This is a genomic window from Shinella sp. (assembly GCF_035998705.1).
Lineage (GTDB): Bacteria > Pseudomonadota > Alphaproteobacteria > Rhizobiales > Rhizobiaceae > Shinella.
The window spans coordinates 235,665-260,511 of the sequence record NZ_DASYHH010000010.1; the positions used below are offsets into that span (position 1 = coordinate 235,665).

25 protein-coding genes and 1 pseudogene are annotated in these 24,847 nt (G+C 66.4%); 5 read left to right on the forward strand and 21 right to left on the reverse strand.

Features of this window, described 5'->3' with window-relative positions; genetic code table 11:
- Positions 1 to 84 precede the first annotated feature (84 nt).
- The 5 genes from VGN93_RS08955 to VGN93_RS08975 are packed head-to-tail and all read right to left on the reverse strand — an operon-like array spanning position 85 to position 5,176.
- The gene (locus tag VGN93_RS08955) at positions 85 to 1,017 is read right to left on the reverse strand and encodes a phosphatidate cytidylyltransferase (protein WP_327507193.1); all 933 of its coding nucleotides are present in this window, start codon (positions 1,015 to 1,017) and stop codon (positions 85 to 87) included.
- Positions 1,014 to 1,670 carry a lysophospholipid acyltransferase family protein gene (locus tag VGN93_RS08960; RefSeq protein WP_327507194.1) on the reverse strand — a complete coding sequence of 219 codons (657 nt, stop codon included), beginning with the start codon at positions 1,668 to 1,670 and terminating at the stop codon, positions 1,014 to 1,016. The genes VGN93_RS08955 and VGN93_RS08960 overlap by 4 nt, the downstream gene beginning before the upstream one ends.
- Positions 1,664 to 2,104, reverse strand: a complete 441-nt coding sequence (locus tag VGN93_RS08965; protein ID WP_327507195.1) for a hypothetical protein — start codon at positions 2,102 to 2,104, stop codon at positions 1,664 to 1,666. Before VGN93_RS08965 ends, VGN93_RS08960 begins: the two co-directional genes overlap by 7 nt.
- The gene (locus VGN93_RS08970) at positions 2,101 to 3,432 is read right to left on the reverse strand and encodes a phosphatase PAP2/dual specificity phosphatase family protein (RefSeq protein ID WP_327507196.1); all 1,332 of its coding nucleotides are present in this window, start codon (positions 3,430 to 3,432) and stop codon (positions 2,101 to 2,103) included. Before VGN93_RS08970 ends, VGN93_RS08965 begins: the two co-directional genes overlap by 4 nt.
- A 7-nt stretch (positions 3,433 to 3,439) precedes the next feature.
- Positions 3,440 to 5,176, reverse strand: coding sequence for a bifunctional alpha/beta hydrolase/class I SAM-dependent methyltransferase (locus VGN93_RS08975; RefSeq protein ID WP_327507197.1), 1,737 nt, complete (start codon positions 5,174 to 5,176; stop codon positions 3,440 to 3,442).
- 119 nt (positions 5,177 to 5,295) lie between these two features.
- Here VGN93_RS08975 and VGN93_RS08980 point away from each other — a divergent pair, with 119 nt between their 5' ends.
- Positions 5,296 to 5,892 (forward strand): CDP-alcohol phosphatidyltransferase family protein, encoded by a 597-nt coding sequence (locus VGN93_RS08980; RefSeq protein WP_327507198.1) that lies wholly within the window; start codon positions 5,296 to 5,298, stop codon positions 5,890 to 5,892.
- On the opposite strand, the gene VGN93_RS08985 is transcribed toward VGN93_RS08980, so the two are convergent.
- The 14 genes from VGN93_RS08985 to VGN93_RS09050 form a co-directional block, all read right to left on the reverse strand.
- Positions 5,889 to 7,199 carry a replication-associated recombination protein A gene (locus tag VGN93_RS08985; RefSeq protein ID WP_327507199.1) on the reverse strand — a complete coding sequence of 437 codons (1,311 nt, stop codon included), beginning with the start codon at positions 7,197 to 7,199 and terminating at the stop codon, positions 5,889 to 5,891. The two genes, VGN93_RS08980 and VGN93_RS08985, sit on opposite strands and share 4 nt — an antisense overlap.
- A gap of 106 nt (positions 7,200 to 7,305) precedes the next feature.
- Positions 7,306 to 8,076, reverse strand: coding sequence for an ABC transporter ATP-binding protein (locus VGN93_RS08990; protein WP_327507200.1), 771 nt, complete (start codon positions 8,074 to 8,076; stop codon positions 7,306 to 7,308).
- A 9-nt stretch (positions 8,077 to 8,085) separates the two neighbouring features.
- The gene (locus tag VGN93_RS08995; RefSeq protein ID WP_327507201.1) at positions 8,086 to 9,060 is read right to left on the reverse strand and encodes an ABC transporter substrate-binding protein; all 975 of its coding nucleotides are present in this window, start codon (positions 9,058 to 9,060) and stop codon (positions 8,086 to 8,088) included.
- A gap of 31 nt (positions 9,061 to 9,091) precedes the next feature.
- Entirely contained in the window at positions 9,092 to 9,937 is an 846-nt protein-coding gene (locus VGN93_RS09000; RefSeq protein ID WP_327507202.1) for an ABC transporter permease, read from the reverse strand.
- 10 nt (positions 9,938 to 9,947) lie between these two features.
- Positions 9,948 to 11,300 (reverse strand): LLM class flavin-dependent oxidoreductase, encoded by a 1,353-nt coding sequence (locus VGN93_RS09005; RefSeq protein ID WP_319313949.1) that lies wholly within the window; start codon positions 11,298 to 11,300, stop codon positions 9,948 to 9,950.
- Between the two features lie 113 nt (positions 11,301 to 11,413).
- The gene (locus VGN93_RS09010; protein ID WP_319313951.1) at positions 11,414 to 11,956 is read right to left on the reverse strand and encodes a flavin reductase family protein; all 543 of its coding nucleotides are present in this window, start codon (positions 11,954 to 11,956) and stop codon (positions 11,414 to 11,416) included.
- A 139-nt stretch (positions 11,957 to 12,095) separates the two neighbouring features.
- Positions 12,096 to 12,485: a RidA family protein gene (locus VGN93_RS09015; protein WP_327507203.1), complete on the reverse strand. Its 390-nt coding sequence runs from the start codon at positions 12,483 to 12,485 to the stop codon at positions 12,096 to 12,098.
- Between the two features lie 35 nt (positions 12,486 to 12,520).
- Positions 12,521 to 13,609, reverse strand: coding sequence for a D-TA family PLP-dependent enzyme (locus VGN93_RS09020; RefSeq protein WP_327507204.1), 1,089 nt, complete (start codon positions 13,607 to 13,609; stop codon positions 12,521 to 12,523).
- Between the two features lie 60 nt (positions 13,610 to 13,669).
- Complete coding sequence (locus VGN93_RS09025; protein WP_327507205.1) at positions 13,670 to 14,419, reverse strand: SDR family NAD(P)-dependent oxidoreductase; 750 nt, start codon at positions 14,417 to 14,419, stop codon at positions 13,670 to 13,672.
- A 10-nt stretch (positions 14,420 to 14,429) separates the two neighbouring features.
- Positions 14,430 to 15,203, reverse strand: coding sequence for an SDR family oxidoreductase (locus VGN93_RS09030; protein ID WP_327507206.1), 774 nt, complete (start codon positions 15,201 to 15,203; stop codon positions 14,430 to 14,432).
- 72 nt (positions 15,204 to 15,275) lie between these two features.
- Positions 15,276 to 16,034 carry an ABC transporter ATP-binding protein gene (locus VGN93_RS09035; RefSeq protein WP_327507207.1) on the reverse strand — a complete coding sequence of 253 codons (759 nt, stop codon included), beginning with the start codon at positions 16,032 to 16,034 and terminating at the stop codon, positions 15,276 to 15,278.
- Complete coding sequence (locus VGN93_RS09040; RefSeq protein WP_327507208.1) at positions 16,031 to 16,972, reverse strand: iron chelate uptake ABC transporter family permease subunit; 942 nt, start codon at positions 16,970 to 16,972, stop codon at positions 16,031 to 16,033. Before VGN93_RS09040 ends, VGN93_RS09035 begins: the two co-directional genes overlap by 4 nt.
- Positions 16,965 to 17,942 (reverse strand): ABC transporter permease, encoded by a 978-nt coding sequence (locus VGN93_RS09045; RefSeq protein WP_327507209.1) that lies wholly within the window; start codon positions 17,940 to 17,942, stop codon positions 16,965 to 16,967. The genes VGN93_RS09040 and VGN93_RS09045 overlap by 8 nt, the downstream gene beginning before the upstream one ends.
- Entirely contained in the window at positions 17,939 to 18,247 is a 309-nt protein-coding gene (locus VGN93_RS09050) for a DUF2218 domain-containing protein (protein ID WP_327507210.1), read from the reverse strand. Before VGN93_RS09050 ends, VGN93_RS09045 begins: the two co-directional genes overlap by 4 nt.
- 304 nt (positions 18,248 to 18,551) lie before the next feature.
- Between VGN93_RS09050 and VGN93_RS09055 the strand changes: the two genes are divergently transcribed.
- From VGN93_RS09055 to VGN93_RS09070, 4 genes are all read left to right on the forward strand, one after another.
- Positions 18,552 to 19,058 (forward strand): RNA polymerase sigma factor, encoded by a 507-nt coding sequence (locus VGN93_RS09055; RefSeq protein ID WP_327507211.1) that lies wholly within the window; start codon positions 18,552 to 18,554, stop codon positions 19,056 to 19,058.
- A 91-nt stretch (positions 19,059 to 19,149) separates the two neighbouring features.
- The gene (locus VGN93_RS09060) at positions 19,150 to 20,118 is read left to right on the forward strand and encodes a FecR family protein (protein ID WP_327507212.1); all 969 of its coding nucleotides are present in this window, start codon (positions 19,150 to 19,152) and stop codon (positions 20,116 to 20,118) included.
- 132 nt (positions 20,119 to 20,250) lie between these two features.
- A complete protein-coding gene (locus VGN93_RS09065; RefSeq protein WP_327507213.1) occupies positions 20,251 to 22,554 on the forward strand; it encodes a TonB-dependent receptor in 2,304 nt (767 codons plus the stop codon).
- A 47-nt stretch (positions 22,555 to 22,601) separates the two neighbouring features.
- Positions 22,602 to 23,510, forward strand: coding sequence for a siderophore ABC transporter substrate-binding protein (locus VGN93_RS09070; RefSeq protein WP_327507214.1), 909 nt, complete (start codon positions 22,602 to 22,604; stop codon positions 23,508 to 23,510).
- A 7-nt stretch (positions 23,511 to 23,517) separates the two neighbouring features.
- On the opposite strand, the gene VGN93_RS09075 is transcribed toward VGN93_RS09070, so the two are convergent.
- Together VGN93_RS09075 and VGN93_RS09080 are read right to left on the reverse strand one after the other, a co-directional pair.
- The gene (locus VGN93_RS09075) at positions 23,518 to 24,582 is read right to left on the reverse strand and encodes a sn-glycerol-3-phosphate ABC transporter ATP-binding protein UgpC (RefSeq protein WP_327507215.1); all 1,065 of its coding nucleotides are present in this window, start codon (positions 24,580 to 24,582) and stop codon (positions 23,518 to 23,520) included.
- Positions 24,583 to 24,593: 11 nt separating this feature from the next.
- A pseudogene (locus VGN93_RS09080) lies at positions 24,594 to 24,847 on the reverse strand (carbohydrate ABC transporter permease); the annotation flags it as partial.

Here is a 24,847-nt window from a genome sequence, read left to right on the forward strand (position 1 = left end):
CATCAATGCCCCAAACGCCGAGCGAGCGCAACTTGCCGCTGAGCGCAGCCTTTTCCATCGAGACGAACCGCTGGTAGCCGGCGCTCAGGTCCAGGCATAGCGCACGATGTGGAAGAAGACGGGGGCTGCGAAGACGAGGCTGTCGGCGCGGTCGAGCATGCCGCCATGGCCCTCGATCATGTGGCCCCAGTCCTTCACGCCACGGTCGCGCTTGATGGCGGAGGCGACGAGGCCGCCGAAGAAGCCCATGATGCAGGCGAGGCCCGCCAGCGCGCCGGCTTCGAGCGGAGAAAAGGGTGTCAGCCAGTAGAGGCCGGCGCCGAGCGCCGATGCGCTCAGAATACCGCCGATCAGGCCCTCCCAGGTTTTCGATGGCGAGACGTTCGGCGCGATCTTGTGGCGTCCGAAGAGTTTGCCGAAAATATACTGCAGCACGTCGCTGCCCTGGACGGTGGCGATGAGGAAGGCGATCAGGAGCAGGCCGCGGCCCTCGTTGCCGGGAATGGGCAGCGTCACCAGCGCCGGCACATGGCTGATGCAATAGACCGACAGCATGATGCCCCATTGCTGCTCGCTGACCCGTTCGAGGAAGCGGGACGTGTCGCCGCGAATGGCGGTCAGCGCCGGCATGGCGAGGAAGCAGTAGACCGGCACGAAGATCGAATAGAGGCCGTACCAGTCGATCCAGATCAGATAATACTGCGCCGGGATGACGATCAGGAACATGCCGAGCAGCGTCCAGCGGTCGGCCTGGCGCGTGTTGGTGAGGGTGACGTATTCGCGCAAGGCCTCGAAGGAGACGAAGGCGAAGAGCAGGATGACGCCGCCCGTGCCGAACAGGAAGGCGACGCTGATGCCGGCCACCATGATCCACCAGGCCTTGATGCGGGCGTTGAGATTGTCGAGCGTTGCCGGCAGCGGCTTTTCGCTGCGGTAGGACAGGACGCCCGCGACGAGGCTCGCCGTCACGAGCACGGCGACGAGGCCCAGGAAGAGGCGGGTGGTGTCGTCACTCATCGGTGAACATCCTTGTGCGGCGCGAGCAGGAGAAGGGACTGGCGGGCGCGATCGAGAAAGACCTTTCGGTCCTCGCCTTCTTCAAGCGTGAACGGTGCGCCAAAAACGACGCGGCAGAGCAGCGGCACCGGCAGCACGGCGCCCTTGGGCAGCACGCGCGACATGTTCTCGATCCAGCAGGGCACGAGCTCGACATCCGGCCGGGCGAGCGCGAGATTGTAGAGGCCGGAGCGGAAGCGCAGCAGCGGCTCCTCCGTCATGTTGCGCGTGCCCTCGGGAAAGAAGATCAGGGATTCGCCGGCCGCAAGGGCGCCGAGCATCACCTGCATCGGATCGGCCGTGCGCTCCACCCAGTTGCGCTCGACGAGGACGGTGCGCAGCAGTTTTTTCGCGATGACGCGGCGGATGGCGCCGGCATTCCAGTAGTCCGCGCCGGCGACGGCGGCGGTGCGGGCACGCTCGCCGGGCGGCAGGCAGGTCGAGACGAGGATGAAATCGCCATGGCTTGCATGGTTGGCAAAATAGATGCGTTGCCGGCCGGTCGGCGCCGATCCGGCCCAGATCGGCCGCACGCCGGTGACGACGCGGGCAAGGCCGGCAAGGGCCGCACCGGACACGACTTGCAGGACGGTGGCGCCGCCGCCGCTCAGCATAGGCAGGCTCCATCCATCGCGTCGATGAGCAGGATGATGTAGAGCGCGACGGCGATGGCGAGCGAAATCCGTTGCAGCCAGAGAAGCCGGCGGCAGCCTGCAAGGCGCATGGCCAACGGTGCCGATGCGCCGTCGCGGGCGCGAAGTCCCATGCGCGCAAGCACATCATCGATGGCGGCGAGGCCAACGGCCTCGTCTTCATGCGACCCGGCAAGGCGGAACAGCGCGGCATCGAACAGAAGATGCACCGAGAGCGCGAGCGGCAGCAGGCAGAAGGCGAGGAGCAGCCACCAGGCGAGCGGCGCGGCAAAACCATGTGCACCAGCCGTCGGCGGGGCGATGGCGAGGAGCAGCAGGGCCAGTGCCCCGCCACTGAAACCATTGCGCCGCAGGAGGCGGGTCGCATCGGTCGTCACAGCGCTCCATTCGGTCATCGCGCCGCCTCTTCGATGACGACATAAGTCTCCAGCGCGATATGTACCGGGCGCCCCTTGGCCTTGATCTGCGCTACGGCCGCGGCGCCACCGGTCGCAAGGCCCGACCGGATCAGCCAGCAGGCCGCGACGACGACGCTGCGCTGGAAGCCGAGTGCGCAGCAGATGAGGACGGGGCCGTGCCGCCGGGCCTCTTCCACCGCAAGGGCTGCTTCTCGGATGCGCGCGGCGGGGACGGCAAGCAGGTCGAGCGTCGGGAAGGCATGCCAGGCGAGGCCCGGGGCCATGACGCCCGGCAGTTCTGCCGTCATGTCGATGACGGCGGCGTAGGTGGAAAGCTCGTTGCGGTTCGGGACCCGACCGAGGAAGACGCCGTCCGCGATCTCCACCGCCGGAAGCCGCCGCGTCCACCACCGGACATTTGCACGCGCGCCGAGCCGGTAGGGCAAGAGCAGCCAGCGGCTCGCAAGGCTGACGCGGCCATCCGGTCGCTTCTGGAAGACGCCGACACCGGCGCCGGCAAAACCGGTCGCGACGATGGCGAGTGCGAGGGACGGCCAGAGAAGCAGCAGCCCCGCCCCGGAATCGAGCGTCGCGAGCACGGTCAGGAGAAGGAAGGCGGCGGCGCCGGCGGCGTAATAGGTCGCGAGTCGCCACGCCTTCGCATCCTCCGTGCGGCGGAAGCCGGCGAGCGGCGAAGGTTTGTCCGCGGGGAAGAGCCAGAGCGCGAAGAGGCCGAGCAGCGCGCCGGTCGGGATGTCGATGGCGTGGTGCTGCCAGGTGGTCAGCACGGAGGCGCCGATCAGCAGGCTCCAGACATGCCAGAGCGCAAGCGCCTTGCCGCGCAGCCGCACGCGCCAGTGATCCCAGATGATGACGAGCAGCGCGATATGCAGCGACGGCGCCTGGTTGAACGGCTTGTCGAAGCCGCCGAGCACGTCGAACATGAAGCCGGGCAGCCCATCCGTCTCCGGCCGCACGAAGATCGCCTGCAAGGGAAAGGCGATGAAGCAGAGGACGGCGACGACCTGCGCGGTCAGATACCGCCGCGCCAGCCGGCCGACTTCCGTTGGCGTGTCGTTGACGAAGAGCGAGAGCGCATAGAAGGCATTGATCGACCAGTAGGGCAGGATCGTCCAGGCGATGAAGGGAATGTGTTTTTCCCAGCCGAAGGCGAGGTTCGGCACCTCGGTCCTCAGCGACGCCAGCCAGTTCGCCGTGCCGTAGGTCAGGTAGAAGAACGGTGCCAGAAAGATGAGCCACAGGGCCGCAGCGCGGAAAACCGCGCGGCGATCGACGGCTGGAACGGATGCGACGCCCTCCCCCATGCTCGCCTCAGACGCGCTCGGCCAGCGACACGGTGAAGATGCCCCATTTGTCGATGCGCTGCTCGATCTTGCGGAAGCCGGCGGCCGCGACGAGCTGGTCCATCTCCTGCTGGGTGCGCCGGCGCATGATCCAGGCCTCGCCACCGCGATGCGAGGTGAGCGCGCGGGCGATCATTTCGAGCTGCGGATGCCAGGGCTGGCCGGTATAGATCAGCAGCGAACCGGGTTCCAGCGCCCGCGCCAGGCCGGCAAGCGAGGCCTCGATCAGGGCATTGTCCGGAAAAAGTTCGTAGAGGCCGGAGACGATGGCGAGCGTCGGCCGCGGCTCGGTGGCCGCCAGCCCCTCCCCGTCGAAGGCATCGGCCCGGTGGAAGGCGGCGACGTCCTGCAAGCCGCGCTCGGCGATCAGCGCCGTGCCCTTCTCCACGTTGATCGGCGAATAATCCTGCAGGCGGATGTTTTCCGGCTTGGCCTCGGATGCCGCCACCGCATCGAGCACATAGCGCCCGTGGCCGGCGGCGATGTCGAGCACGCGCAGCGGTTTGTCTTCCGCCTTGAGGCGCTTGAGCGCCGTGCCGATCAGCTCTTGCAGATGGACCTTGCGCTGGCGAATGCCGCGCCAGCCGATCGCGTCGAGGAATTGCCGGTCGATCAGCCGGCCGCCCGGGCCAAGCCCGCGCGCCTCGTCCTCATAGACGTAGTCCAGCGTCGAGCCGGAATCGAAGCCGGTCTTCACGCCCGTCTCGATGCCCTTGGAGAAGAGGCCGCCGAGGCGGATCGAGGCGCGCGTCATCGCCCAATAGAGCCCGCGCGCGGAAAGAAGCGAAAGCGGCGTCGCCAGCCGGTCGGCCTCGTCGCGTGTATAGCCGGAAAGATGCGCCTGCCGGACATCCGCCACCACCGGCGGTTCCGCAAAACGGGCGGTGAGGAAGGAGCGCACCTTTTCCAGCGCCTTGGCGCGGTCCCTTTCCCCGAGCGTGTCGTGGTAGAAGCCGGGCAGGACGTGGCGTTCCTTGATCGTGCTGCCGAGGTTTTCGAAGAAGCGGTGCTGCGGCGCATGGCGCACGACGAAGTCGCTGCCGGAGATGAGAAGCTGCGTCGGCACCGTGATGGCGCGCGCATCGGCGACCACGCGGTCTGCGGCCTCGTAGAGTTCCAGCAGGATGTTCGAGGCGATGGGGCGGGTGATCAGCGGATCTGCCTCGAAGGAGGCGATGCGCGCGGGATCATGCGTCAGGAAACGCGCCTTGACGTAGGAATTGACGAAGAACGTGCCCTTGAGCTTCTGCCAGAGCGCGATGCCCTCTTTCGCAAAGGGCACGTAGAGCTTCACATCGAAGGCCGGCGAGGCGAGCACCAGCGCGCGGATATGCGGCGCATAGTCATGCACCCAGGTGGACGCCAGCACGGCGCCGACACTCTGCGCCACGACGGCGATCTGATGCGTCGCGAAACCGCCGGTCTCGCTGATATGGCGCACGAATCCGTCGAGATCGCGCACCGAATGGGCGAAGGAGGGCGAATAGCCGCGTTCGCCGGGCGACCGGCCGTGGCCGCGCGCGTCCCAGGCGTAGAAGGCGAAATCGTCGAGCCCGAGTTCCTCGACGAGATGCGCCACCCGGCCGCCATGCTCGTGGCCGCGGTGCAAAAGCACGATCGCGCCCTTCGCGGTGCCGGAACGGGCGGGCCAGGCGCGGTAGAAAAGCTCCACGCCGTCATGGCTCGCGAACGCCGATTCAATCATTCTGTCCCTCTCTCATGCAAAGCTCACCCCACCTATACGGATGAGACGCCATGTTTGCAGTTGATTTCATGGCGTTGCGTCTGCATTTGTTGAGCGCAATCGAGCGGATTCGAGCTTTCATGTCGATCTATAAACTGAAATCGTCCTTCCAGAATATGCTTCGCCCGCTTGTCGGCCGGCTGGCGGCCATGGGCGTCACCGCCAACCAGGTGACTTTGGTCGCCGCTGTCGTCTCGGTGGCGATCGGCGCGCTCCTCGTCGTGAACCCGGCGCCCGCGCTCTTCGCGCTCGTGCCGGTCTGGATGTTCCTGCGCATGGCCTTCAATGCGGTGGATGGCATGCTGGCGCGCGAACATGGCCAGAAGAGCCCGCTTGGCGGCTACCTCAACGAGATTACCGATGTGGTTTCCGATGCCGCGCTCTACATCCCCTTCGCATTGATCGCGCCGTTTTCGCTGCCGTGGTTCATGGCCATCGTCTTCCTTGCAACGCTGACGGAATTTGCCGGCGTGCTCGGCGTCGCGCATGGCAACGGGCGCAGCTATGAGGGGCCCATGGGCAAGAGCGACCGGGCGCTGCTGTTCGGTGCGCTGGGGGCGCTTGTGGCGGGCTTCGGTACGCTGCCGGCCTGGACCTGGCATATCCAGCCGATGGCCTGCGTGCTGCTCGCCTGGACGGTCGTCAACCGCGTGCGTGCGGGCCTTACCGGAGCTTAGCGTCCGAACCGGCGCGGTGTCGGACGGCCGGTCACCTGGTCCCAATGCTCGTCGGCGCGCCGCTCGAAGGTCGCCGCATCGCGGGCGTCGCTCTGGTAGAAGCTGCCGGGCGAGACATCCGGCGCATAGGCCTGGTCGCTCCAGCCACGCCCGTCGTCATGCGGAAAGGCATAACCGACATGGCCGAGGGCGGCCGCACCCTTGTAATGCGCATCGCGCAGATGCATCGGCACGGAGGACGGCGCTTCCTTCGCCACATGGGCAAGCGCCAGCGAAATGCCGCGGCAGGCGGAGTTGGATTTTGGCGCGCGCGCGACGTGCAGCGCCGCATGGGCCAGGATGATCTGCGCTTCGGGATAACCGATCTTCTCCACGGCATGCAGCGCCGCAACGGCCGTCTGGAGCGCCGTGTTGTCGGCGAGGCCCACATCTTCGGAGGCATGGATCATGATGCGGCGGGCAATGTAACGCGGATCCTCGCCGCCATGGATCAGCCGGGCGAGCCAGTAGAGCGTCGCATCGGGATCGGAGCCGCGCATCGATTTCACGAAGGCCGAGACCACGTCGTAATGCGCGTCGCCCGACCGGTCATGGTTGACAGGCGCTGCCGCATAGGCCTCCTCGATCATCGCCTCGGTAATGACGACCGGCTTGCCGGGCGCGTGCCCGACCGTGAGGCTTTCCAGCACCGTCAGCGCCCGCCGCGCGTCGCCGCCGGAGCGTCCGGCGATACGGCGCAGCATGGCGGGCTCCAGCACGACATCGATGCCACGCGCCGCCAGATGGCTGAGGCCGCGGCGCACCACCTCTTCCATCTCCTCGATGGCGAGCGGCTCCAGCTTGAGGATGGTCGAGCGTGAGATGAGCGCGGGCGTCAGCGTGTGATAGGGGTTGCCGGTCGTCGCTCCGATGAAGTCGGCGACACCCTCCTCGCAGAGCGCCAGCAGATGGTCCTGCTGCGTCGCGCTGAAGCGATGTACCTCGTCGGCGAAGAGGAGCGTGGGGCGCATGCGCGCCTCGTCGGCGATCTTGCGAATGTCGGCGACGTTGTTGTGCGCGGCATGCAGCGGGCGGAAATTCTTGCCCAGCATATTGCCGATGGCGCGCGCGATCGAGGTCTTGCCGAGGCCGGGCGGGCCGTAGAGAATGATGCTGCCGAGCCGGCCGGCCGCGATGCGCCGCCGCAGCATCGACCCTTCGCCGATGATCTTCTCCTGCCCGATCACGTCGTCCAGCGTCGCCGGGCGCAGTTCGGCCGCGAGCGGCATGGAGCCGGTGCGCGGTGCGGCGTCGAAAAGATCGGTCATGGGAGCCCCCGTCGAAAGGTTTGTCCGTCGACCGGGTGCGAAAATGCCCGCTCCGGCCGGATGACGTTCGTCTATCGGCCGGAGCGGGCAGGGTCAAATGCCGGTTTCAATGCAGGCCGAAGAGGCGGAGCAATTCCTCGCGGTGGCGCACGAATTCCGGCGAACTGCGGTCGCGCGGGCGCGGCAGGTCGATCTCGATCAGCCGCGGCTCGGCGTTTTTCTCGTGCGGCAGGATGAGGATGCGGTCGGCAAGGTAGATCGCCTCCTCCAGGTCGTGGGTGACGAGGATGGTCGTCACGTCCTCGTCGCGCCAGATGCGCGTCAGTTCCTGCTGCATGCTGATCTTCGTCATGGCGTCGAGCGCGCCGAGCGGCTCGTCGAGCAGCAGGATTTCCGGCTGGACGGCAAGGGCCCGGGCGATGCCGACACGCTGCGCCATGCCGCCGGAAAGCTGGCGCGGATAGGCGTTTTCGAAGGACTGAAGCCCGACGAGCTGGACGTAACGCCGCGCGCGGCTTCTCGCCTCCTCGCGGCCCACGCCAAGCGTGTCGAGGCCGAAAGCGACGTTTTCGAGCACGGTCAGCCAGGGCAGCAGGCGCGGCTCCTGGAAGATGACGGCCCGCTCCGATCCGACGCCCTTGACCGCCCGGCCGTCGATCAGCACCTCGCCGCTATCGGCATCGTCGAGCCCGGCGAGAATGCGCAAGAGTGTCGTCTTGCCGGAGCCGCTGGCGCCGACGATGGCGAGGCTTTCGCCGGAGCGGACCTGCAGGTTGACGTCGGCCAGAACCGGCAGCGGCCGTCCGTTGAGCGTGAAGGATTTCGAGAGGTGACGGATCGTCACCTCTCCACGGAGCGTTGCGGGCGAAAGGCTCATGGTCGCGCCTCAGTTCGTGGCGGTGTCGGACGAATAGAGCACGTCCTTGGCCGCGAGCTGGCCTTCCTTCAGCTTGCCCTCGCGCACCAGAACGTCGATCCAGAACTGCACGTCGCGCTCGACGGGAAGGCCGCCGGCACGCACGCCATAACCACGGAAATATTGTGCGATGTCGGGGTTCTCACCGCGTTCCTTCAAGGCCTTTGCGAAGATCTGGCGGGTTTCTTCCGGATGTTCGCGGGCATAGTCGAGCGCGCGGGCGGACTGTTCCACGAAGGTCTTTGCCGCTTCCGGATGCGCCTTGACGAAATCGCGGCTGAGCACGACGAAGCCGCCGGCGATCTCGCCGAGCACGTCCGTATCGTCGAAGATCGCGCGCAGGCCGCCGGTCTTCCGCGCCGCGCCCTCGAAGGTCGTCTGCCAGTAGCCGAAGGCGGAAATATCGACCTGGCCGGAACGCAGCACCTGTTCCAGCTGCGGGCCCGGCACGACGACCTGGTTGGCGCCATCCGTGGGCAGGCCGACCGAATGCAGCGCCTCGCGGATCGTGTAATCGAGATGGGCGCCGAGCGTGTTGACAGCAATGCTCTTGCCGGCAATGTCCTTGATCGTCTTGATCGGGCTGTCTTCCAGCACGTAGAAGATCGACTGCACCTCTTCGTTGATGCCGTTCGACGGGTAAGCGGCGACAAAATTGTTGCCGCTGATGATGGAGTTGAGCACGGCGGAGGTCGCCGCGCTACCGATCTCCACGTCGCCGGAGGCGAGCGCGATCAGCGAGGCGGGACCGCCGGCCGCATAACCGACATTCTCGATGGTGATGCCGGTTCCCTCGAAATAGCCGAGTTCGGCGGCGAGTTCATGGGCGGTAAGGCCGCCTTGGCTTGCGAGGTAGCGCAGGTTGACGTCTTCCGCCGAAGCGGCGCCGGCGAGGCCGAGAAGGAAGGCTGCGGAGAGGAAAAGCTTTCGCGAATGGAAGGTCATGGCGGTGTCCTTTGACAAAGAGGATAAGGGATCAGGCGTTCGGCTGCGCCCAGCGGCAGAGCCTGCGCTGGAGGAGAACGAGCACCGCATTGGCGACGAGGCCGAGAAGCGCGAGCAGCAGGATCGCGGCAAACATCAGCGGGATCTGGAAGTTGTACTGGGCGTTCATCACCTGGAAGCCGATGCCCTTGTTGGCGCCGATCATCTCGGCGGCGATCAGCAGCAGCAGCGCGGTGGTGGCGGAGAGACGCAGGCCGACGAAGATCGCCGGAACGGAAGCCGGCAACACGACGCGGCGGAAGATCGTCAGGCGGCCTGCGCCATAGGTACGGGCCATTTCGACGAGCTTGGTGTCGACTTCCTTCACGCCGCCGATCGTCGCGAGCAGGATCGGGAAGAGCGTCGCCCAGAAGATCACGAAGACTTTTGAGGTTTCACCAAGGCCAAGCAGCAGGATGAAGACCGGATAGAGCGCGAGTGCGGAGGTCTGGCGGAAGAACTGCAGCAGCGGATCGAGCGCCTGTTCGACGATGCGCGCCTGTCCCATCACGAGGCCGAGCGGGATGCCGATCACGACGGCGGCGGCAAAGGCGATGCCCGAGCGCTGGAGGCTGATGGCGATGTCATCGAGCAGCGCGCCGCTCGCAAGGCTGTCCCACAAGGCGGAGAGGATGAGGTCGAGCGGCGGGAAGACGGAGGGATTGACCCAACCTTGCGTGCTCGCAATCTGCCAGAGCGCCAGGAAGCCCAGGACGATGCCGTAGCGGGCGAGGAGCGGCGACACAAACGCTTGCACCTGGCTGGCGAACCGCGGCGTGGCGCGGGGGCGCAGGCTAAAATCGGCGCCAAGCGTGGAGTTGACGTTTTCGTAGGACATCGACGTCTCCCTATTCGGCTGCCTGGGCGGCCGAACGGGCGCCGGCCCAGCGGTTGACGGGGAACGGCAGGCCGAGGTTTTCGCGCAGCGTCGTGCCCTCGTATTCCGTGCGGAACAGGCCACGGCGCTGAAGCTCGGGGATGACCAGATCGACGAAATCGTCGAGCGCGGTCGGCAGCCACGGCGGCAGGATGTTGAAGCCGTCGGCGGCCTCGTTCTCGAACCATTCCTGGAGCGTATCGACGATCGTCTCCGGCGTGCCGACGATCGTATAGTGGCCGCGAGCCGATGCGATCCACTGGTAGAGCTGGCGGATGGTGAAATTGTTTTCGTCGGCGATCTGGCGGATCAGCGCCTGCCGGCTCTTCATGCCCTCGGTCGGCGGTGCGGGCGGCAACGGGCCGTCGAGGTCGTAGCCACGCAGGTCGAGCGTGCCGCCGGTCAGTCCGTTGAGCAGGCCGACGCCGTCCTCCTCGACGATCAGCGCGGTCAGGCGATCGTATTTCGCCCGCGCCTCCTCCAGCGTGCGGCCGACGAAGGCGGAGACGCCCGGCATGATGAGGATATGGTCCGGGTTGCGGCCGAGGCCGCGGGCGCGCGCCTTGATGTCACGGTAGAATTCCTGCGCCGTCCCGATGTGCTGGTGGGCGGTGAAGATCACTTCCGCGGTGGCGGCGGCAAGCCCGCGGCCGTCATCCGACTGGCCGGCCTGAACGATGACCGGATGGCCCTGCGGCGAGCGGGCGATGTTGAGCGGCCCGCGCACCTGGAAATGTTCGCCGCGATGCTCGCTCTCGTGCAGCTTCTCCTGGTCGTAGAAGACGCCGCTTTCCTTGTCGCGCAAGAAGGCGTCGTCCTCAAAGCTGTCCCAGAGCTTCTTGACCACGTCGACATGCTCGGCGGCGCGGCGATAGCGCGCGGCGTGCGGAAGCTGGGTCTCGCGGTTGAAATTCTGCGCGGTCGGATCGCCCGTCGTGGTGACGACGTTCCAGCCGGCGCGGCCGCCCGAGATCAGGTCGAGCGAGGCGAATTTGCGCGCCGTGTTGTAGGGCTCCTCGTAGGTCGTGGAGGCCGTTGCGATGAAGCCGAGGTTCTTGGTGAAGGGCGCGAGTGCGGAAAACAGCGTGACCGGCTCGAAGCCCGCGATGCGGGCATTGCCGCCTTCGCGGGCGCCGCCGAAGCCGATGGCGAGATTGTCGGCGAGGAAATAGGCGTCGAACAGGCCGCGTTCGGCGGTGAGCGCCAGTCGCTTGTGGAATTCGAAGCTGGTCGCCCCGTCGGCCGGCTGGTCGGGATGCCGCCAGGAGGCGACGTGCTGGCCGCCGCCCGGAAGAAATGCGCCAAGCCTGATCTTGCGTGTCATCTCGTTTCCTTTCGCTACATCTCGAAGGCCTTTTCAGGCACAGGTTTTCGGTCCCGCCCGCGGCGGGTCATGTCAGTCGCGGATTGCTGGTTGCGGTGGAGCCGGCTCAGCCCTTAGCGGGGCACGGCGTGATAGCGGCCGTCCTGATAGAGCAGCGAATGGCCGTTGCCGATGCGGATCGCCAGCACCTTGCCGATGACGATGATGTGGCTGTGCCGTTCGATGGCTTCTTCCACGACGCAATCGATCGCCGCCACCGCATCGACGAGCAGCGGCGCGCCGCTGACGGCGGTGGTCCATTCGCCGCCGCGGTAACGCTCGGCGCCGCGCAGGCCGCCACGGCCGGCGAACTGGTTGGCCAGCGCCTCGTGCTCGGCACCGACGATGTTGATGCCGAGATGGCCGTAGCGCTCGACGACGGGCCAGGTGGAGGAGGTGCGGTTGAGGGAGACGAGCATGCGCGCCGGCTCGATGGACAGCGCCGTCGCCGAGGTGACGGTGGCGCCCGTGCGGGCCTCGCCCTCGCCCGCCGTTATGATGCTGACGCCACCGCCCAGCGTGCGCAACGCCGCCTTCAGGTTGTCTGCATCGGCCGGATGATCGATCACCGGCGTATCGCGTGTGGTGAAAAGAGTGTTTTCGGCATGCGCATTCATCGTGTCCGCTCCGCTTGAGACCCCGGATGTCCATAGGGATAACAAACGCAAACGCGGCGGTGCAGGCACGACGTTCTGAAATATACTAATTTTATAGAAAATATGCACGCCGCCCGGCGGGCGGCGCGCTCCGTCCTGTTTACCGGGCGCGCCTTGCCGCGAGCGCCGTCACCTCCACGCGCATGCCGGGATCGGCAAGTGCTGCGACGCCGACGGCGCAGCGGACGGGATAGGGCTTCTTGAAATAGGCGCAATAGACCTCGTTGAAGGCCGGGCGCTCCGCGATGTCCGTCAGATAGATCGTCAGGTGGATCACGTCGGCAAGGCTGCTGCCGGCCTTTTCCAGCGAATTCTTCAGGCTCTCCAGGGTGGCGATGCTCTGCGTGCGGATATCGCCGGTCTCCAGCGAGCCATCGGCGCGCAGCGGGATATGCGTGGTGGCGAGCAGGTTGCCGACACCGGCGACATCGGAGGAAATCTCCCCCTCGTCAGTATCCTCGATGAAAAAGGGGGCGTCGTTTTCAGCCATGGCCGATTCTCCTTTGATGCTTCTTGTCATCGAACTCACCACACCGTGCCGCGCGCGGCGACGTCCTCCACGCGGGTGACGACGCCGTTGCGGTGGAAGACCATGCGGTCGAAAAGGTTGCTGACGACGCAGGTATGGTTGGGCACGATATGCACCACGCTGCCGATGGCGGGAAAGGCCTTCCGGCAATCGCCGATGTCGACCACGGCATGTTCTTCCGACAGCGAGACGATGCGCGCGCCCTCGTAACCTTCGATTTCGCCGAAATCGCTGAATCCGAGCAGGTCGGAGGTCAGCGCCTTGGAGCCGGCATCGAGCACCGCCCGGTCCTCCGCCGGGCGCGAGACGACGGTGGCGAGGATGTGCATGGCGAGGTCGCCGCGCGTGCAATGGCCGGCGCGCACCATGCTGCGGTCGTTGTAGACATAGGTTCCCGCGCGGTGCTCCGTGGCGGAGGGCACGAGATGGGCCTTCCAAAGGTCTGGCGAGCCGCCGCTGGAGCGCACCGGGCAATCGATGCCCCGCGCCGCTAGCAGCGCCATGGTCGAGGCCATGAAGGCTTCCACCGCCGTTGCGCCGCCCGGTGCGGGATAGGTGAGGATGCCGCCGAAGCGGAGAGCGGGGGCGGCGGCGATGCGCACCGCCAGTTCCGTCGCCGCTTCGGGCGTCTGCACGCCGCAGCGCCGGCCGCCCGTATCGCATTCGACGAGCACGGTCAGCGGGCGGGCGGCATCGAAGGCGCCAGCGAGGCCGTCGACGGTCGTGGCGCTGTCGGCCACCACGCCGAGATGGGCCACGCGTTCGTGCAGCGCGCGCAGACGTGCCAGTTTCGCCGCGCCGAGAATGTTATAGGTGATCAGGATATCCTCGAAGCCGGCATCGGCGAAAACCTCCGCCTCGCTGATCTTCTGGCAGTTGATGCCGGTGGCGCCGGCCGCGCGCTGCGCCTCGGCGACGGCGACGATCTTGTGCGTCTTGATATGCGGGCGGAACGCCTTGCCGTGTTGGTCGAAATAGGCCTGCGCGCGGCGGATATTGGTGGCGAGCCGGTCCTCGTCGATCACGGGCATGGGGGTGAGGATATTTTCGAGCGGTGTGCCGATGTCGGGCCAGGGAGACGTCATGGAAAACCTTCCGGTCTTGGCGCCTGCGGCGCGTAATAGGGCGTAAGGGCGCTAGGCGGTTCAGGCCTTGCGTTCCTGGAGGATGTTTCCGCCGTCCACCACGAGCACGGCGCCGTTGATATAGCTCGCCTTCGGCGAGGCGAGGAAAGCGACCGCGGCGGCCACTTCGTCCGGCCGGCCGGCGCGCCCGCAGGGGGTGGCCCGGGCCGCGTGGCGTTCGTCCTCGGTCGAGGCGCCGGTCTCGATCCAGCCGGGCGCCACGGCATTGACCGTGACACCCTGCGGGCCGGCTTCGAGCGCCAGTGCATGCGTCAGGCCCACCATGCCGGCCTTCGCGGCGGAATAGGCCGTCTCGCCCGGATTGGCGACATAGGGGCCTGTCACCGATGCGACGTTGACGATGCGACCGTAGCCATCGGCCAGCATGTCCGGCAGGTAGAGACGGGTCGCGAGGAAGGTGGTCTTGAGGCTCACTGAAATCCCGCGGTCCCAATCCCCCTCCTCCAGTTCGACGAAGGTCCGCTGGAGCGCCGGCTCCGAAACGCTGCCCATGCCGGCATTGTTGACGAGCACCCCGGCCGGCCCCGTCACCTGGCGGAGTTTTTCGACCTCGGCCTTCATCGTGAGGTCGCAGATATGGCCCGTCGCCGAAAGGCCTTTGCCGCGCAGCGCCTCCGCGCGGGCAAAAATGCGCTCGCTCGTCGCGACGAGATGTACGGCAAAGCCCTCCTCCGCCAGGCTCCGCGCGCAGGCGAAACCGATGCCGTCCTCGGCGCCCGCGCCCGTGATGATCGCCGTCCTGCGCTGCATCCGCCCCTCCTCAGTAACCGGCCGTCACGCCGAAATCGATGGACAGCGCCGCGCCGGTGATGGGGGCCGCGTCTGGCTCGCAGAGGTAGGCGACCATGCGGGCGATCTCTTCCGGCCGTATGAACCGCGCCGCCGCCCCTTGCGGATAGTTGGAGAGCAGCTTCGCCTTGTAGCCGTCCGGATCGCCGCCGCCGTAGCGCTCCGCCTGGAACTCGATCATCGGCGTCGCGACGTCACCCGGGCAGACGGCGTTGACGCGGATCTGGCGGGGCGCGAGTTCGAGCGCCAGGGCCTTGGTGAGCAGCACGAGCCCGCCCTTCGAGGCGCAATAGATCGACGCGCCATTGTTGCCGACGAGGCCGGCATCCGACGCGATGTTGACGATCGAGGCGCCGGGGCCGAGATGCGGAATGGCGGCCTGGATCAGGAAGAACGCGCCCTTGAGATTGACGTCCATGACGATGTCCCAGTCGTCTTCCGTCATCGTCCCGGCCTCGCCCTCCCGCCACACACCTGCGGCGTTGACGACCACGTCGAGACGGCCCCGCCAGCCCAGCACAGCCTCGACGGCGGCGGCACAGGAGGCGATCTTGCGCATGTCGAGCGGCACGGAAAGCACGTCGCGTCCCTCGGCTTGCAGCTTTTCCGCCGCCGCCGTCAGGCGCTCGCCGGCGAGGTCCGCGATGGCGACCGCGTATCCGGCGGCCGAAAGCCGCGCGGCGATCGCCGCCCCCATGCCGCCGGCCCCGCCGGCAATGAGCGCTGTTCGGGTCTGGTCGGTCATGCCTGCCTCTGCGTCAATGGAATGCCGAGCAAGATGAACGGGCTGCCGGGGCGGGTGTCAACAGCGGAAATTCTAGAGTTGGTGCAGCACGAAGGGTTTTCCCTCGATCGTCTCCACGCGCATGGGGAAGCCGAAGACGGTTTCCAGCCTGTCCGGCGTCAGGATGGCGGTCGGCGTCCCGTCCGCGACGATGCGGCCCGCTTTCATGGCGATGATCCGGTCCGCATGCGCGCTCGCCTGGTTGATGTCGTGCAGCACGATGACGATGGTCTTGCCCTTCTCGTCGGCGACCGTGCGCAGCGAGCGCATCAGGTCGCGGGCATAATACATGTCGAGATTGTTCAGGGGCTCGTCGAGCAGCAGGTAATCCGTCCCCTGCGCGAAAACCATGGCGACGAGCGCGCGCTGGCGCTGGCCGCCGGAAAGCGTCTCGATGAAACGATCGGCGAGATCGGCAAGGTCGAACTGGGCGATGGCCACGTCGATGATGGCATGGTCCGCCGCGGTCAGGCGCCCGCGGCCATGCGGGAAACGGCCGAAGCCGACGAGTTCGCGCACCTTGAGGCGGCTTGCGACCGTCGTGTCCTGCCGCAGGATGGCGATCACCTTGGCAAGCTCCCGGCCGGGCGTCGTGTTCACCGGCAGGCCGTCGATCTCGATTGCGCCCGCCTGGAGCGGATGCAGCCGGGCGACGAGCGAGAGCAGCGTGGATTTGCCCGCACCATTCGGGCCGATCAGCGCCACGACGCCGCCTTTCGGGATCGTCAGGTCGATATCGGTGAGGATCGGCGTCGCCCGGTGCTTGAAGGAGACGTTTTCGATGCGGATCATTTGCGGCTCCCGAGGACCAGCAGCAGGAGGAAGACGAGCCCGCCGACGAACTCGATGACGACGCCCAGCGCCGTCGCATTGCCGAGCGCGTGCTGGAACAGCGTCTGCCCGCCGACGAGCACGATGATGCCGGCAAAGGCGGCGGCCGGCAGCAACAGGCCGTGGCGGCGGCTGTCGACGATGCGTTCGGCAAGGGCGGCGACCAGCAGGCCGAAGAATGCGACGGGGCCGACGAGCGCGGTGGAGACGGCGACGAGTGCGGCAACGACGAGCAGCAGCCCGGTCACCGTTCCGGCCCAGCCGACGCCGAGGCCGGTCGCGGTATCCGGCCCGAGCGAGATCACGTCGAGCACGTGGCGCGCGCGCCAGGCGATGAGAACGGCGATGACGGTGACGATGGCGGCGAAGACCAGCAGGTCGGTGCGCACGGCATTGAAATTGGCAAAACTTACCGATTGCGCCACGGCGAATTCGTTGGGGTCGATGAGGCGCGCCAGCAGGGAATGCAGACTGCGGAACAGCACGCCGAAGACGACGCCGGCGAGCAGCATCAGACCCATGTCGAGGCGGCGCTTCAGCATCGGCAGCAGAAGAGTGCAGGCGAGCGCCATCAGGAGAAGAACCTCCATGCCGAATTTCATCTGCGGATCGAGCGCCACGTAACCGACGCCGCCGAGCAGGAAGACCATCAGCATCTGGCCGAAGAGGTAGAGCGCATCGAGCCCCATGATCGACGGCGTCAGGATGCGGTTGCCGGTGACGGTCTGGAAGATCACGGTCGAAATGGCGATCGCGACTCCGACCTGCACGAGGGCCGCGAGTTTCAACAGGCGAAGTTCCAGCACGAAGGCGATGTTGCCCCTGAGGCCGATCGCCAGGAACGCGACCGCAGCGACGAGGGCCGCGACGCCAAGGCCGAGAAGACGACGCTCAGCCATGCGCGCGTCCCCGAAAGAGCAACCAGAGGAAGACCGCGCCGCCGACCACGCCCATCACCGTGCCGACGGGGATTTCGTAAGGGTAGCGGATGAGGCGGCCGGCGATGTCGCAGGCGAGCACCAGCCCCGCGCCCCCGGCCGCGACCCAGCCCAGCGTGCCGCGCACATTGTCGCCCATCAGCCGCGAGACGATGTTGGGCACGGCCAGCCCGACGAAGGGGATCATGCCGACGACGGTGACGGCGAGTGCGGTGATGACGGAGACGATGACGAGGCCGATCTGCATCATGCGGGCATAATCGATGCCGAGCCCGATGCTCGCCTCGCGGCCGAGCGCCATGATGGTCAAGCGGTCGGCGACGAACCAGGCGACGGCGACCATCAGCGCGGCGATCCACAGCAGCTCGTAGCGGCCACGCAGCACGCCGGAAAAGTCGCCATTGGTCCAGACGGAGAGGAATTGCAGGAGGTCGGCCTGCCAGGCGGCGAAGGTGACCGCGGCGCCGATGACGCCGCCATAGACGATGCCGAACAGCGGCACGAGATAGGGCTGCGCCGGCGGCAGGCGATGGGCGGTGGCGAGGAAGACCGACGTGCCGACAAGGGCCGCGCCACTCGCCACAAGGGTTTTTTCCCAGAGGGCGGCGGCGGGGAAAAGAAGCGTGACGAGGAGGATGCCGAGTTCCGCGCTCTGCGCGGTGCCGGCGGTCGCCGGCTCGACGAAGCGGTTGCGCGACAGCGTCTGCATGATCAGCCCGGCGATCGCCAGCCCTGCACCGCAGAGCACGGCGGCCAGCGTGCGCGGCAGGCGGCTGACGAGGAGAAGCTGGAGCGCTTCCGGGTCGCTCAGCACCGTGTTCAGCGGCAGCGGGCTGACGCCGACCGCAAGGCTCAGCACGAAAAGCACCGCGAGCCCGAGGCCCGCGATCGTTCCGGTTCGAAGACGCGGTTTTGCGGCGGCAGCGGTCATGTCGCGGTTTGAGACGCATCCTGCCGCCGCCAGTCGAGCGGCTGAAGGTCTTCGCGGAAGGCGAAACGCAGGAGATGCGATTCGATGACCTGCTGCGTCTGGACAAGGCCCTCCTCGTCCCCGGACGTCGCGTGCAGGCGCAGGCCCTTTTCATCCGCATCGAGAAGGCTGGTGCCGCAGGAGAACCGGCATTCGCCATGGGTTTCCGAATAGGAAACCGTGATCTTGTGCGCAAAGTGCTTGCAGAGCTGGACCAGATATTTGGAGCCGCTGGCGGTTTCCAGATAGGCGGCGGATTCGAGCATGGCCTTCCCTTTCATCCTTCTACGACGGCCCGGATTTGCGCCCGCCGCCGTCAAAAACATAACGTCTTTACTCATGTTTTTCTGGCGAGGGAAGCCGGTCGCTTTTCACAAGGGTAAACTTGACTACATAAATCATATTAAGCTATTTCTCATCGGGAAACGGCGCGCCTTTGCGAGCGGCGCCGATGAATTTTGAAAGGGTGGCAATGGCGGCGGCGCTCGGCGATGCCGAAGATCGTGTGGGTTTCGTGCGCGGGGCCCCGCGCCGCGGTGGCGTTTTGCACCTCAGCAGAAGGACCGCGCCGTGACGGAGGGAGACGCCACCTCGCTGCTCTACGCCGCCCACCGCCCTGCCCTCGTTCGCTATGCGACGCGGATTCTCGGTTCGCGGGAAGCGGCCGAGGATATCGTGCAGGATGCCTTCCTGCGCTTTTCGCCCGCCAATGCCTATGGCGCCTCGGCCAGCCAGACGCTCGCCTATCTCTACCGCATCGTGCGCAACCTCTGCCTCGACCTCATCAAGCGGCGCAAGATCGAGATGCGGGAGCGCGATATCGAGCCACCGTTCTGGTCCATGCCGCGCGCCATCGACACACCGGAGGAGACGGCGCTGCTATCGGACGAGGTGCGCATGATCACCGAGGTGCTCGACGGCTTTCCGCTGGATGTGCGCGTCGCGGTCGAAATGCACCGGTTCGGCGGTTACACGCTGGAGGAGGTTGCCGCCCATCTCGGCATCTCGGTCGCCACCGCCCACCGCCATGTGCGCGCCGCACTGGTGAAGATCGCGCTCAGGCTCGGCGGGGCGTGAAAAAAAATCGCGCGCAAATCGTCCCTACGCAGCAATTCGATATTCGGCTAGAACCGTGCGCGGCACGGAGCGCCGGGGCACAGGGTATATCTTGATTCAGGACGACAGCGAAAAGCGCCGCGCGGTGGAAGAGGCCATGGACTGGCTGCTGCGGCTGAAAGCCGACCCCGATTGTCCGCAAACCCTGCGGGACCACGGGGACTGGCTGGCGCGCACCGACGCCAACCGCGCCGCCTGGCAAACAGCGCTCAAGACCTGGGAGGCGCTCGGCGAGGTGAGGCCGCGCCATGCCGACCTGTGGCCCGCGCGCCCGGCGCCCGCCCTGCCCCGCCGTCGTCGCATATGGGCCACCGGCGCGGTGTTCGCGCTTGCCGCCGCCCTCCTGCTGGTGCTGGCCGCCCCCGCCTTGATGATCTGGCTGCAGGCCGATTTCAGCACCGGCACCGCCGAAAGCCGGGTGGTGACGCTTGCCGATGGCAGCACGGTCAACCTTTCCGCCGACAGCGCCATCGACGTCGACCTGACGCCGCAGGGTCGCCACGTGCGCCTTCTCGCCGGCCAGGCCTTCTTCGACGTGGCGCATGACGCCGGGCGCCCCTTCACGGTCGATGCCGGTAATGCCAAGGTCGTCGTGCTCGGCACGGCCTTCGACGTCGCGCTCGACGACGCGGCGACGACGGTGCAACTCGCCCGCGGCGTGGTCGGCATTTCCGGCGAGGGCGAAGCGCGGGGCGTCGGCGAAATGGCGCCCGGCGACATGGCGATCGTCGATGGCGAGACGGGGCTGATCACCCACGCCACGGTGCCGCTCGAAGAAATCGGCGCCTGGCGCAACGGCCTGCTCTTCGTCAACGACGTCACCGTGGACAGCGTCGTCGCAAGGCTGCGGCGCTATCATCCCGCCTGGATCAGCGTGCCGGACCGCGCGCTCGGCCGCCAGCGCGTCACCGGTCTTTACGACCTGCGCGACCCGGACCGGGCGCTGGCGGCTCTCGTCCAGCCACTTGGCGGCAAGGTGCGATCGGTCTCCGCCTATGCCCGCATCGTGACGCGGTTCTGAGCTTCCATAAAACTTTTCGGAAAAAATCAGGAAAATTGCATCAGCCGTGAAAAATATCCCCGAGGCGGTCGTCTCTGCACCGGGAATGCGCGCCTGGGGCGGCGCGTTCCGAGGTATGACACCGGGGGTAAAATGCGTTTGCAGAACGATCGATCGAACACGGCCAAGGCGCGGGTGCGCACTGTCTTCATCACCAGGCTGATGGTTTCGACCGCAGCGGCACTTCTGTTCAGCCTGCCGCAGGCGGCCGTGCAGCCGGCGGCAGCCCAGGCGAAAACCGCCCGTGTCGGCGCCATGGCCTTCGATATCCCGGCGCAATCACTGGCAGGCGCCCTCAACGCCTTCGGCCGGCAATCCGGCCTCCAGGTGTCGCTCGCCGCCGCCACCTCGCGCGGCGTGACGTCGAAGGCTGTCAAGGGCACCTTCACGCCGAGGGAAGCGCTCGCGGCCCTTCTGCAAGGCACCGAGACGCAGCACTCGTTAACCTCGGATGGCACGGCGATCGTCACCTCCAGGCATCTTTCGCCGCTCGTCACCGGCTCCGTCGAGGATGGATCGACGACGCTCGAGCGCGTCACGGTAGAGGGCGAGCAGGTCGGCGAGGGTGATGTCAGCGAGCTCAACATCACGTCGAAGGATCTGGAGCGCAAGAACCCCGCCACCATCCAGGACGTTTTCCGCGAGGAACCGAGCGTCAGGGTGGGCAGCTCGCTGCCCATGTCGCAGAAGGTCTATGTCAACGGTATCGAGGAAACCAACCTCGCCATCTCCATCGATGGCAGCCGCCAGAACAACAAGGTCTTCCACCACAATGCGACGACGCTGATCGACCCGACGCTCTTGAAGGCCGTCAGCGTCGACGAGGGCGTGGCGCCGGCCGATGCCGGCCCGGGCGCCCTTGCCGGCTCGATCGTCTACGAGACCAAGGATGTCGGCGACTTCCTCGACGGCAACGGCTATGGCGGTTTCGTCAATTCGAGCTTCAACACCAACGGCAACATTTTTACCACCGGCCTCGCGACCTTCGGCAAGCAGGACGGTTTCGAATATCTCGGCTATTTCAACATCGGCCGCGGCCAGGAATTCTCCGCCGGCAATGGCGACGAGGTGCTCGGCACGCGCACGCATTTCCTGAGCGGCATCGGCAAGGTCGCCTATGAATTCGAGAGCGGCGACCGCATCGAGATCAGCCATGAGGCGATCAAGGACGAGGCGCCGCGTCCGTTCCGCGCCAATATGGGCTCCACGACCGGCGCAAAGCCCTGGGAGCCGCTTGTCCGCGACTATCGGCTCGATCGCCAGAATACGGTCTTCACCTATACGGACGCCACGCCGGAAGGCTGGTGGGATCCAAAGCTGGTGCTCGCCTATGGCGAGACGGATGTCGCCACCAAGGTCTATCTCAAGCCCGGCACGGTGCCGGAGACCTATGACGTCACCGGCACGACGGGAACGTTCAACGGCAAGTTTGAAAACCGTTTCCACACTGCGATCGGCACCGTGACCGCCGGCGTCGACTTCTACGACGACAAGGCGGAGTTGGACGATCTCTTCGAGCCGGCGACGGAAAAGGCGAAGAATGTCGGCGCCTATGTGCAGGCGCGGCTGGAGCCCTTCGAGCGTGCGCGGCTCTCCTTCGGCGGTCGCGCGGATCATCAGTGGTTCACCGGCACGGGCGGTCAGGAATTCAACAATTCCGGCCTCAGCGGCAACATCTCCGGCGAATACGACATCATTCCGGAATACCTGACGGCCAAGGCGGGCTATTCCCACGTCTGGGCCGGCATTCCGCTTGCGGAAAACTTCATCATGAATCCGGCCTGGGCCTATGATGTCGAGCCGGACCCGACGACGTCGGACAACTACACGGTCGGCCTCGTCGCCAAGTACAACGGCTTCACGCTCGAAGGCTCGGTCTTCCGCACCGAAATAGACAATGCGCGTGCCGCCCGCTACGCCTATGCCTATGCGGCGCGCCAGGTCGAATCCGAAGGCTTTTCGATCGGCGCGGGATATGACTGGGCGGATGGTTATGTCCGCGTGAAATACGCCAATATCGACACGCTGATCGACGGCAAGCCGGCCGATTCCGATACCGGCACCTATCTGACGACGCCGGTCGGCGAGATCATCACGGTCTCGGCCGCCCACACCTTCGCCGATTGGGGTCTCACCGTCGGCGGCGACGTGGAGCTTGCGCCGAAATACGACAAGGTTCCCGACGGCAGCCCCGCCTTCAAGGCCTATCAGGTCGTCAACAGCTTCGTCGAATACAAGCCGCCGACGCACCAGAACCTGACGCTGCGCGCCGAGGTGAAGAACATCTTCAACGAGACCTATTCCGACCGCGCCACTTACGGCCAGGAGTTCGGCGAGGTGACGCCGCTCTACCAGCCCGGACGCTCGTTCATCGTGAGCCTGCGCGCCACGTTCTGACGGATACGGTCCCGGCGAATGCCGGGACCGCCCTATCGGAGACTGACATGAAGATCCGTTTGAAATTCCTCGCCTTGGCGGCCGCGCTCCTTGCCGCCGGCAGCGTCTTCGCCGCCGAACTGGCAATCGGCACGGCCGCCGGTCCGAAGACCGTGAAGACACCGGTCGAAACCGTCGCCGTCTTCGACATCGCGGCGGTCGATACGCTGGACAAGCTCGGCGTCAAGCCGGCGGGCCTGCCGTCCAATCTCTACCTCAAGGAGCTTTCGCACCTGAAGGACGGCGCGACCGTCGTCGGCGACATTTTCGAGCCGGACCTCGAAGCGCTGAGCGCCTTGGCGCCCGATCTCATCATCCTCGGCGGCCGTTCCTCGACGAAGGTGGACGCGACCACGCAGGTGGCCCCGACGATCGACATGACGATGGACGGCGACGACCTGCTGGAACAGGCGCGAGAGCGGCTTTCGACCTACGGCCGCCTGTTCGGCAAGGAAACGGAGGCCGAGGCCGCTATCAAGGAACTGGATGCCGCCGTCGAAAAAGCCCGCACGGCGGTCGCCGGCAAGGGCAAGGCGCTGATCGTCATGACCAATGGGCCGAAGGTCACGGCCTATGGCCCCGGCTCGCGTTTCGGCTGGCTGCACCGCTCGCTCGACCTGCCAGCGGCGATCTCGGACGTCCAGGCGGCGACCCATGGCGAGGCGGTGTCCTTCGAGTTCATCCGCGAGGCGAACCCGGACTGGCTGATCGTGCTCGACCGCGCCGCCGCGATCGGCTCCAACGACCAGAACGCGAAAATCACGCTCGACAATGAACTCGTCGCGCAGACCGTGGCATGGCAGAAGGGCCAGGTCGTCTACCTGCCCTCCGGCGATTTCTACATCGCCGCCGGCGGCGCGCAGGCGATGATGCGTGTCTATGCCGCGATCGCCGAGGCCTTCGCCGCCGCGAAATAGTGGTCGATCAGTTCAGGCGCTGCTCGGTCTCCGCGTCGAAGACGTGGAACAGGGTGGGGTCGGCGCTGAGCGCGATCTCGTCGCCCGCCTGCACCTTCGCGGATGCCGGCAGCGTGGCGACGAGGCGCTGACTGCCGATGGTGGCGGTGACAACGAGCTCCGGCCCGGTCAGTTCCGCCACCTCGCAGCGCGCCGCAAGCGGCAGCCCCTGCCCGGACGTCCCGATCGCCTCCGGCCGGATTCCAAGCACAAGGCGACGGCCCGGCGGAGCATTTTCGAGGCCCGGCACCGGCACGGGGATGTCCGTGCCGTCGATCCGCACACCGCCCTCACCCGCCGTTGCCGAAAGCAGGTTCATCGGCGGCGCGCCGACGAAGGTCGCGACATAAAGCGTTGCCGGGCGGTTGTAGATGGTTTCCGGCGTGTCGAGCTGCTCGATGCGGCCATTGCGCATCACGGCGATGCGGGTGGCGAGCGTCATCGCCTCGATCTGGTCATGCGTCACGTAGACGACCGTCGTCTTCGTCAGCTGGTGCAGGCGCTTCAGTTCGGTGCGCATCTCCATGCGCAGCTTCGCGTCGAGGTTCGACAGCGGCTCGTCGAACAGGAAGATTTTCGGATTGCGTACGAGCGCACGGCCGATCGCGACGCGCTGGCGCTGGCCGCCGGAAAGCTGGCCGGGCTTGCGTTCCAGCAGGTTCTCGATCTGCAAGAGCTTGGCCGTCTCGTGCACCGCCCGGTCGCGCGTGGCCTTGTCGACCTTGCGCATTTCCAGGCCAAAACCGATGTTCCGGTGCACGGTGAGATTGGGGTAGAGCGCATAGGACTGGAACACCATGGCGATGTCGCGGTCCTTCGGGTCGAGGTCGTTGACGACTTTGCCGCCGATGCGGATCTCGCCGGAGGAGATGTCCTCCAGGCCGGCGATCATCCGCAGCAGGGTGGACTTGCCGCAACCGGACGGGCCGACCAGCACGACGAACTCGCCGTCCTTGATGGTCAGGTCGACGCCATGCAGGATCTTGGTGCTGCCATAGGCCTTGCGGACGTCGGTGATATCGATGGATGCCATTGCGAACTCCGTCAGCCCTTGACCGCGCCGGCCGTGAGGCCCTGCACGAGGTAGCGCTGGATGAGAAGGAAGAAGATACAGGCGGGGATCAGCGCGAGCACGCCGGCTGCCATCATCTGTCCGAAATCGACCGAGAATTTCGAGACGAAGCTGAGGAGGCCGACCGGGAAGGTGCTGGCGTCTACGCCGGAGATCAGCATCAGCGCGAACAGTAACTCGCTCCATGCCGCCGTGAAGACGAAGCCCAGCGTCGCCGCCATGCCCG

What these genes read in the sequence shown, in the direction of transcription:
- VGN93_RS08955 (WP_327507193.1), bottom strand. Translation starts at nt 1,017, where the DNA reads ATGAGTGACGACACCACCCGCCTCTTCCTGGGCCTCGTCGCCGTGCTC.
- VGN93_RS08960 (WP_327507194.1), bottom strand. Translation starts at nt 1,670, where the DNA reads ATGCTGAGCGGCGGCGGCGCCACCGTCCTGCAAGTCGTGTCCGGTGCG.
- VGN93_RS08965 (WP_327507195.1), bottom strand. Translation starts at nt 2,104, where the DNA reads ATGACCGAATGGAGCGCTGTGACGACCGATGCGACCCGCCTCCTGCGG.
- VGN93_RS08970 (WP_327507196.1), bottom strand. Translation starts at nt 3,432, where the DNA reads ATGGGGGAGGGCGTCGCATCCGTTCCAGCCGTCGATCGCCGCGCGGTT.
- VGN93_RS08975 (WP_327507197.1), bottom strand. Translation starts at nt 5,176, where the DNA reads ATGATTGAATCGGCGTTCGCGAGCCATGACGGCGTGGAGCTTTTCTAC.
- VGN93_RS08980 (WP_327507198.1), top strand. Translation starts at nt 5,296, where the DNA reads ATGTCGATCTATAAACTGAAATCGTCCTTCCAGAATATGCTTCGCCCG.
- VGN93_RS08985 (WP_327507199.1), bottom strand. Translation starts at nt 7,199, where the DNA reads ATGACCGATCTTTTCGACGCCGCACCGCGCACCGGCTCCATGCCGCTC.
- VGN93_RS08990 (WP_327507200.1), bottom strand. Translation starts at nt 8,076, where the DNA reads ATGAGCCTTTCGCCCGCAACGCTCCGTGGAGAGGTGACGATCCGTCAC.
- VGN93_RS08995 (WP_327507201.1), bottom strand. Translation starts at nt 9,060, where the DNA reads ATGACCTTCCATTCGCGAAAGCTTTTCCTCTCCGCAGCCTTCCTTCTC.
- VGN93_RS09000 (WP_327507202.1), bottom strand. Translation starts at nt 9,937, where the DNA reads ATGTCCTACGAAAACGTCAACTCCACGCTTGGCGCCGATTTTAGCCTG.
- VGN93_RS09005 (WP_319313949.1), bottom strand. Translation starts at nt 11,300, where the DNA reads ATGACACGCAAGATCAGGCTTGGCGCATTTCTTCCGGGCGGCGGCCAG.
- VGN93_RS09010 (WP_319313951.1), bottom strand. Translation starts at nt 11,956, where the DNA reads ATGAATGCGCATGCCGAAAACACTCTTTTCACCACACGCGATACGCCG.
- VGN93_RS09015 (WP_327507203.1), bottom strand. Translation starts at nt 12,485, where the DNA reads ATGGCTGAAAACGACGCCCCCTTTTTCATCGAGGATACTGACGAGGGG.
- VGN93_RS09020 (WP_327507204.1), bottom strand. Translation starts at nt 13,609, where the DNA reads ATGACGTCTCCCTGGCCCGACATCGGCACACCGCTCGAAAATATCCTC.
- VGN93_RS09025 (WP_327507205.1), bottom strand. Translation starts at nt 14,419, where the DNA reads ATGCAGCGCAGGACGGCGATCATCACGGGCGCGGGCGCCGAGGACGGC.
- VGN93_RS09030 (WP_327507206.1), bottom strand. Translation starts at nt 15,203, where the DNA reads ATGACCGACCAGACCCGAACAGCGCTCATTGCCGGCGGGGCCGGCGGC.
- VGN93_RS09035 (WP_327507207.1), bottom strand. Translation starts at nt 16,034, where the DNA reads ATGATCCGCATCGAAAACGTCTCCTTCAAGCACCGGGCGACGCCGATC.
- VGN93_RS09040 (WP_327507208.1), bottom strand. Translation starts at nt 16,972, where the DNA reads ATGGCTGAGCGTCGTCTTCTCGGCCTTGGCGTCGCGGCCCTCGTCGCT.
- VGN93_RS09045 (WP_327507209.1), bottom strand. Translation starts at nt 17,942, where the DNA reads ATGACCGCTGCCGCCGCAAAACCGCGTCTTCGAACCGGAACGATCGCG.
- VGN93_RS09050 (WP_327507210.1), bottom strand. Translation starts at nt 18,247, where the DNA reads ATGCTCGAATCCGCCGCCTATCTGGAAACCGCCAGCGGCTCCAAATAT.
- VGN93_RS09065 (WP_327507213.1), top strand. Translation starts at nt 20,251, where the DNA reads ATGCGTTTGCAGAACGATCGATCGAACACGGCCAAGGCGCGGGTGCGC.
- VGN93_RS09070 (WP_327507214.1), top strand. Translation starts at nt 22,602, where the DNA reads ATGAAGATCCGTTTGAAATTCCTCGCCTTGGCGGCCGCGCTCCTTGCC.
- VGN93_RS09075 (WP_327507215.1), bottom strand. Translation starts at nt 24,582, where the DNA reads ATGGCATCCATCGATATCACCGACGTCCGCAAGGCCTATGGCAGCACC.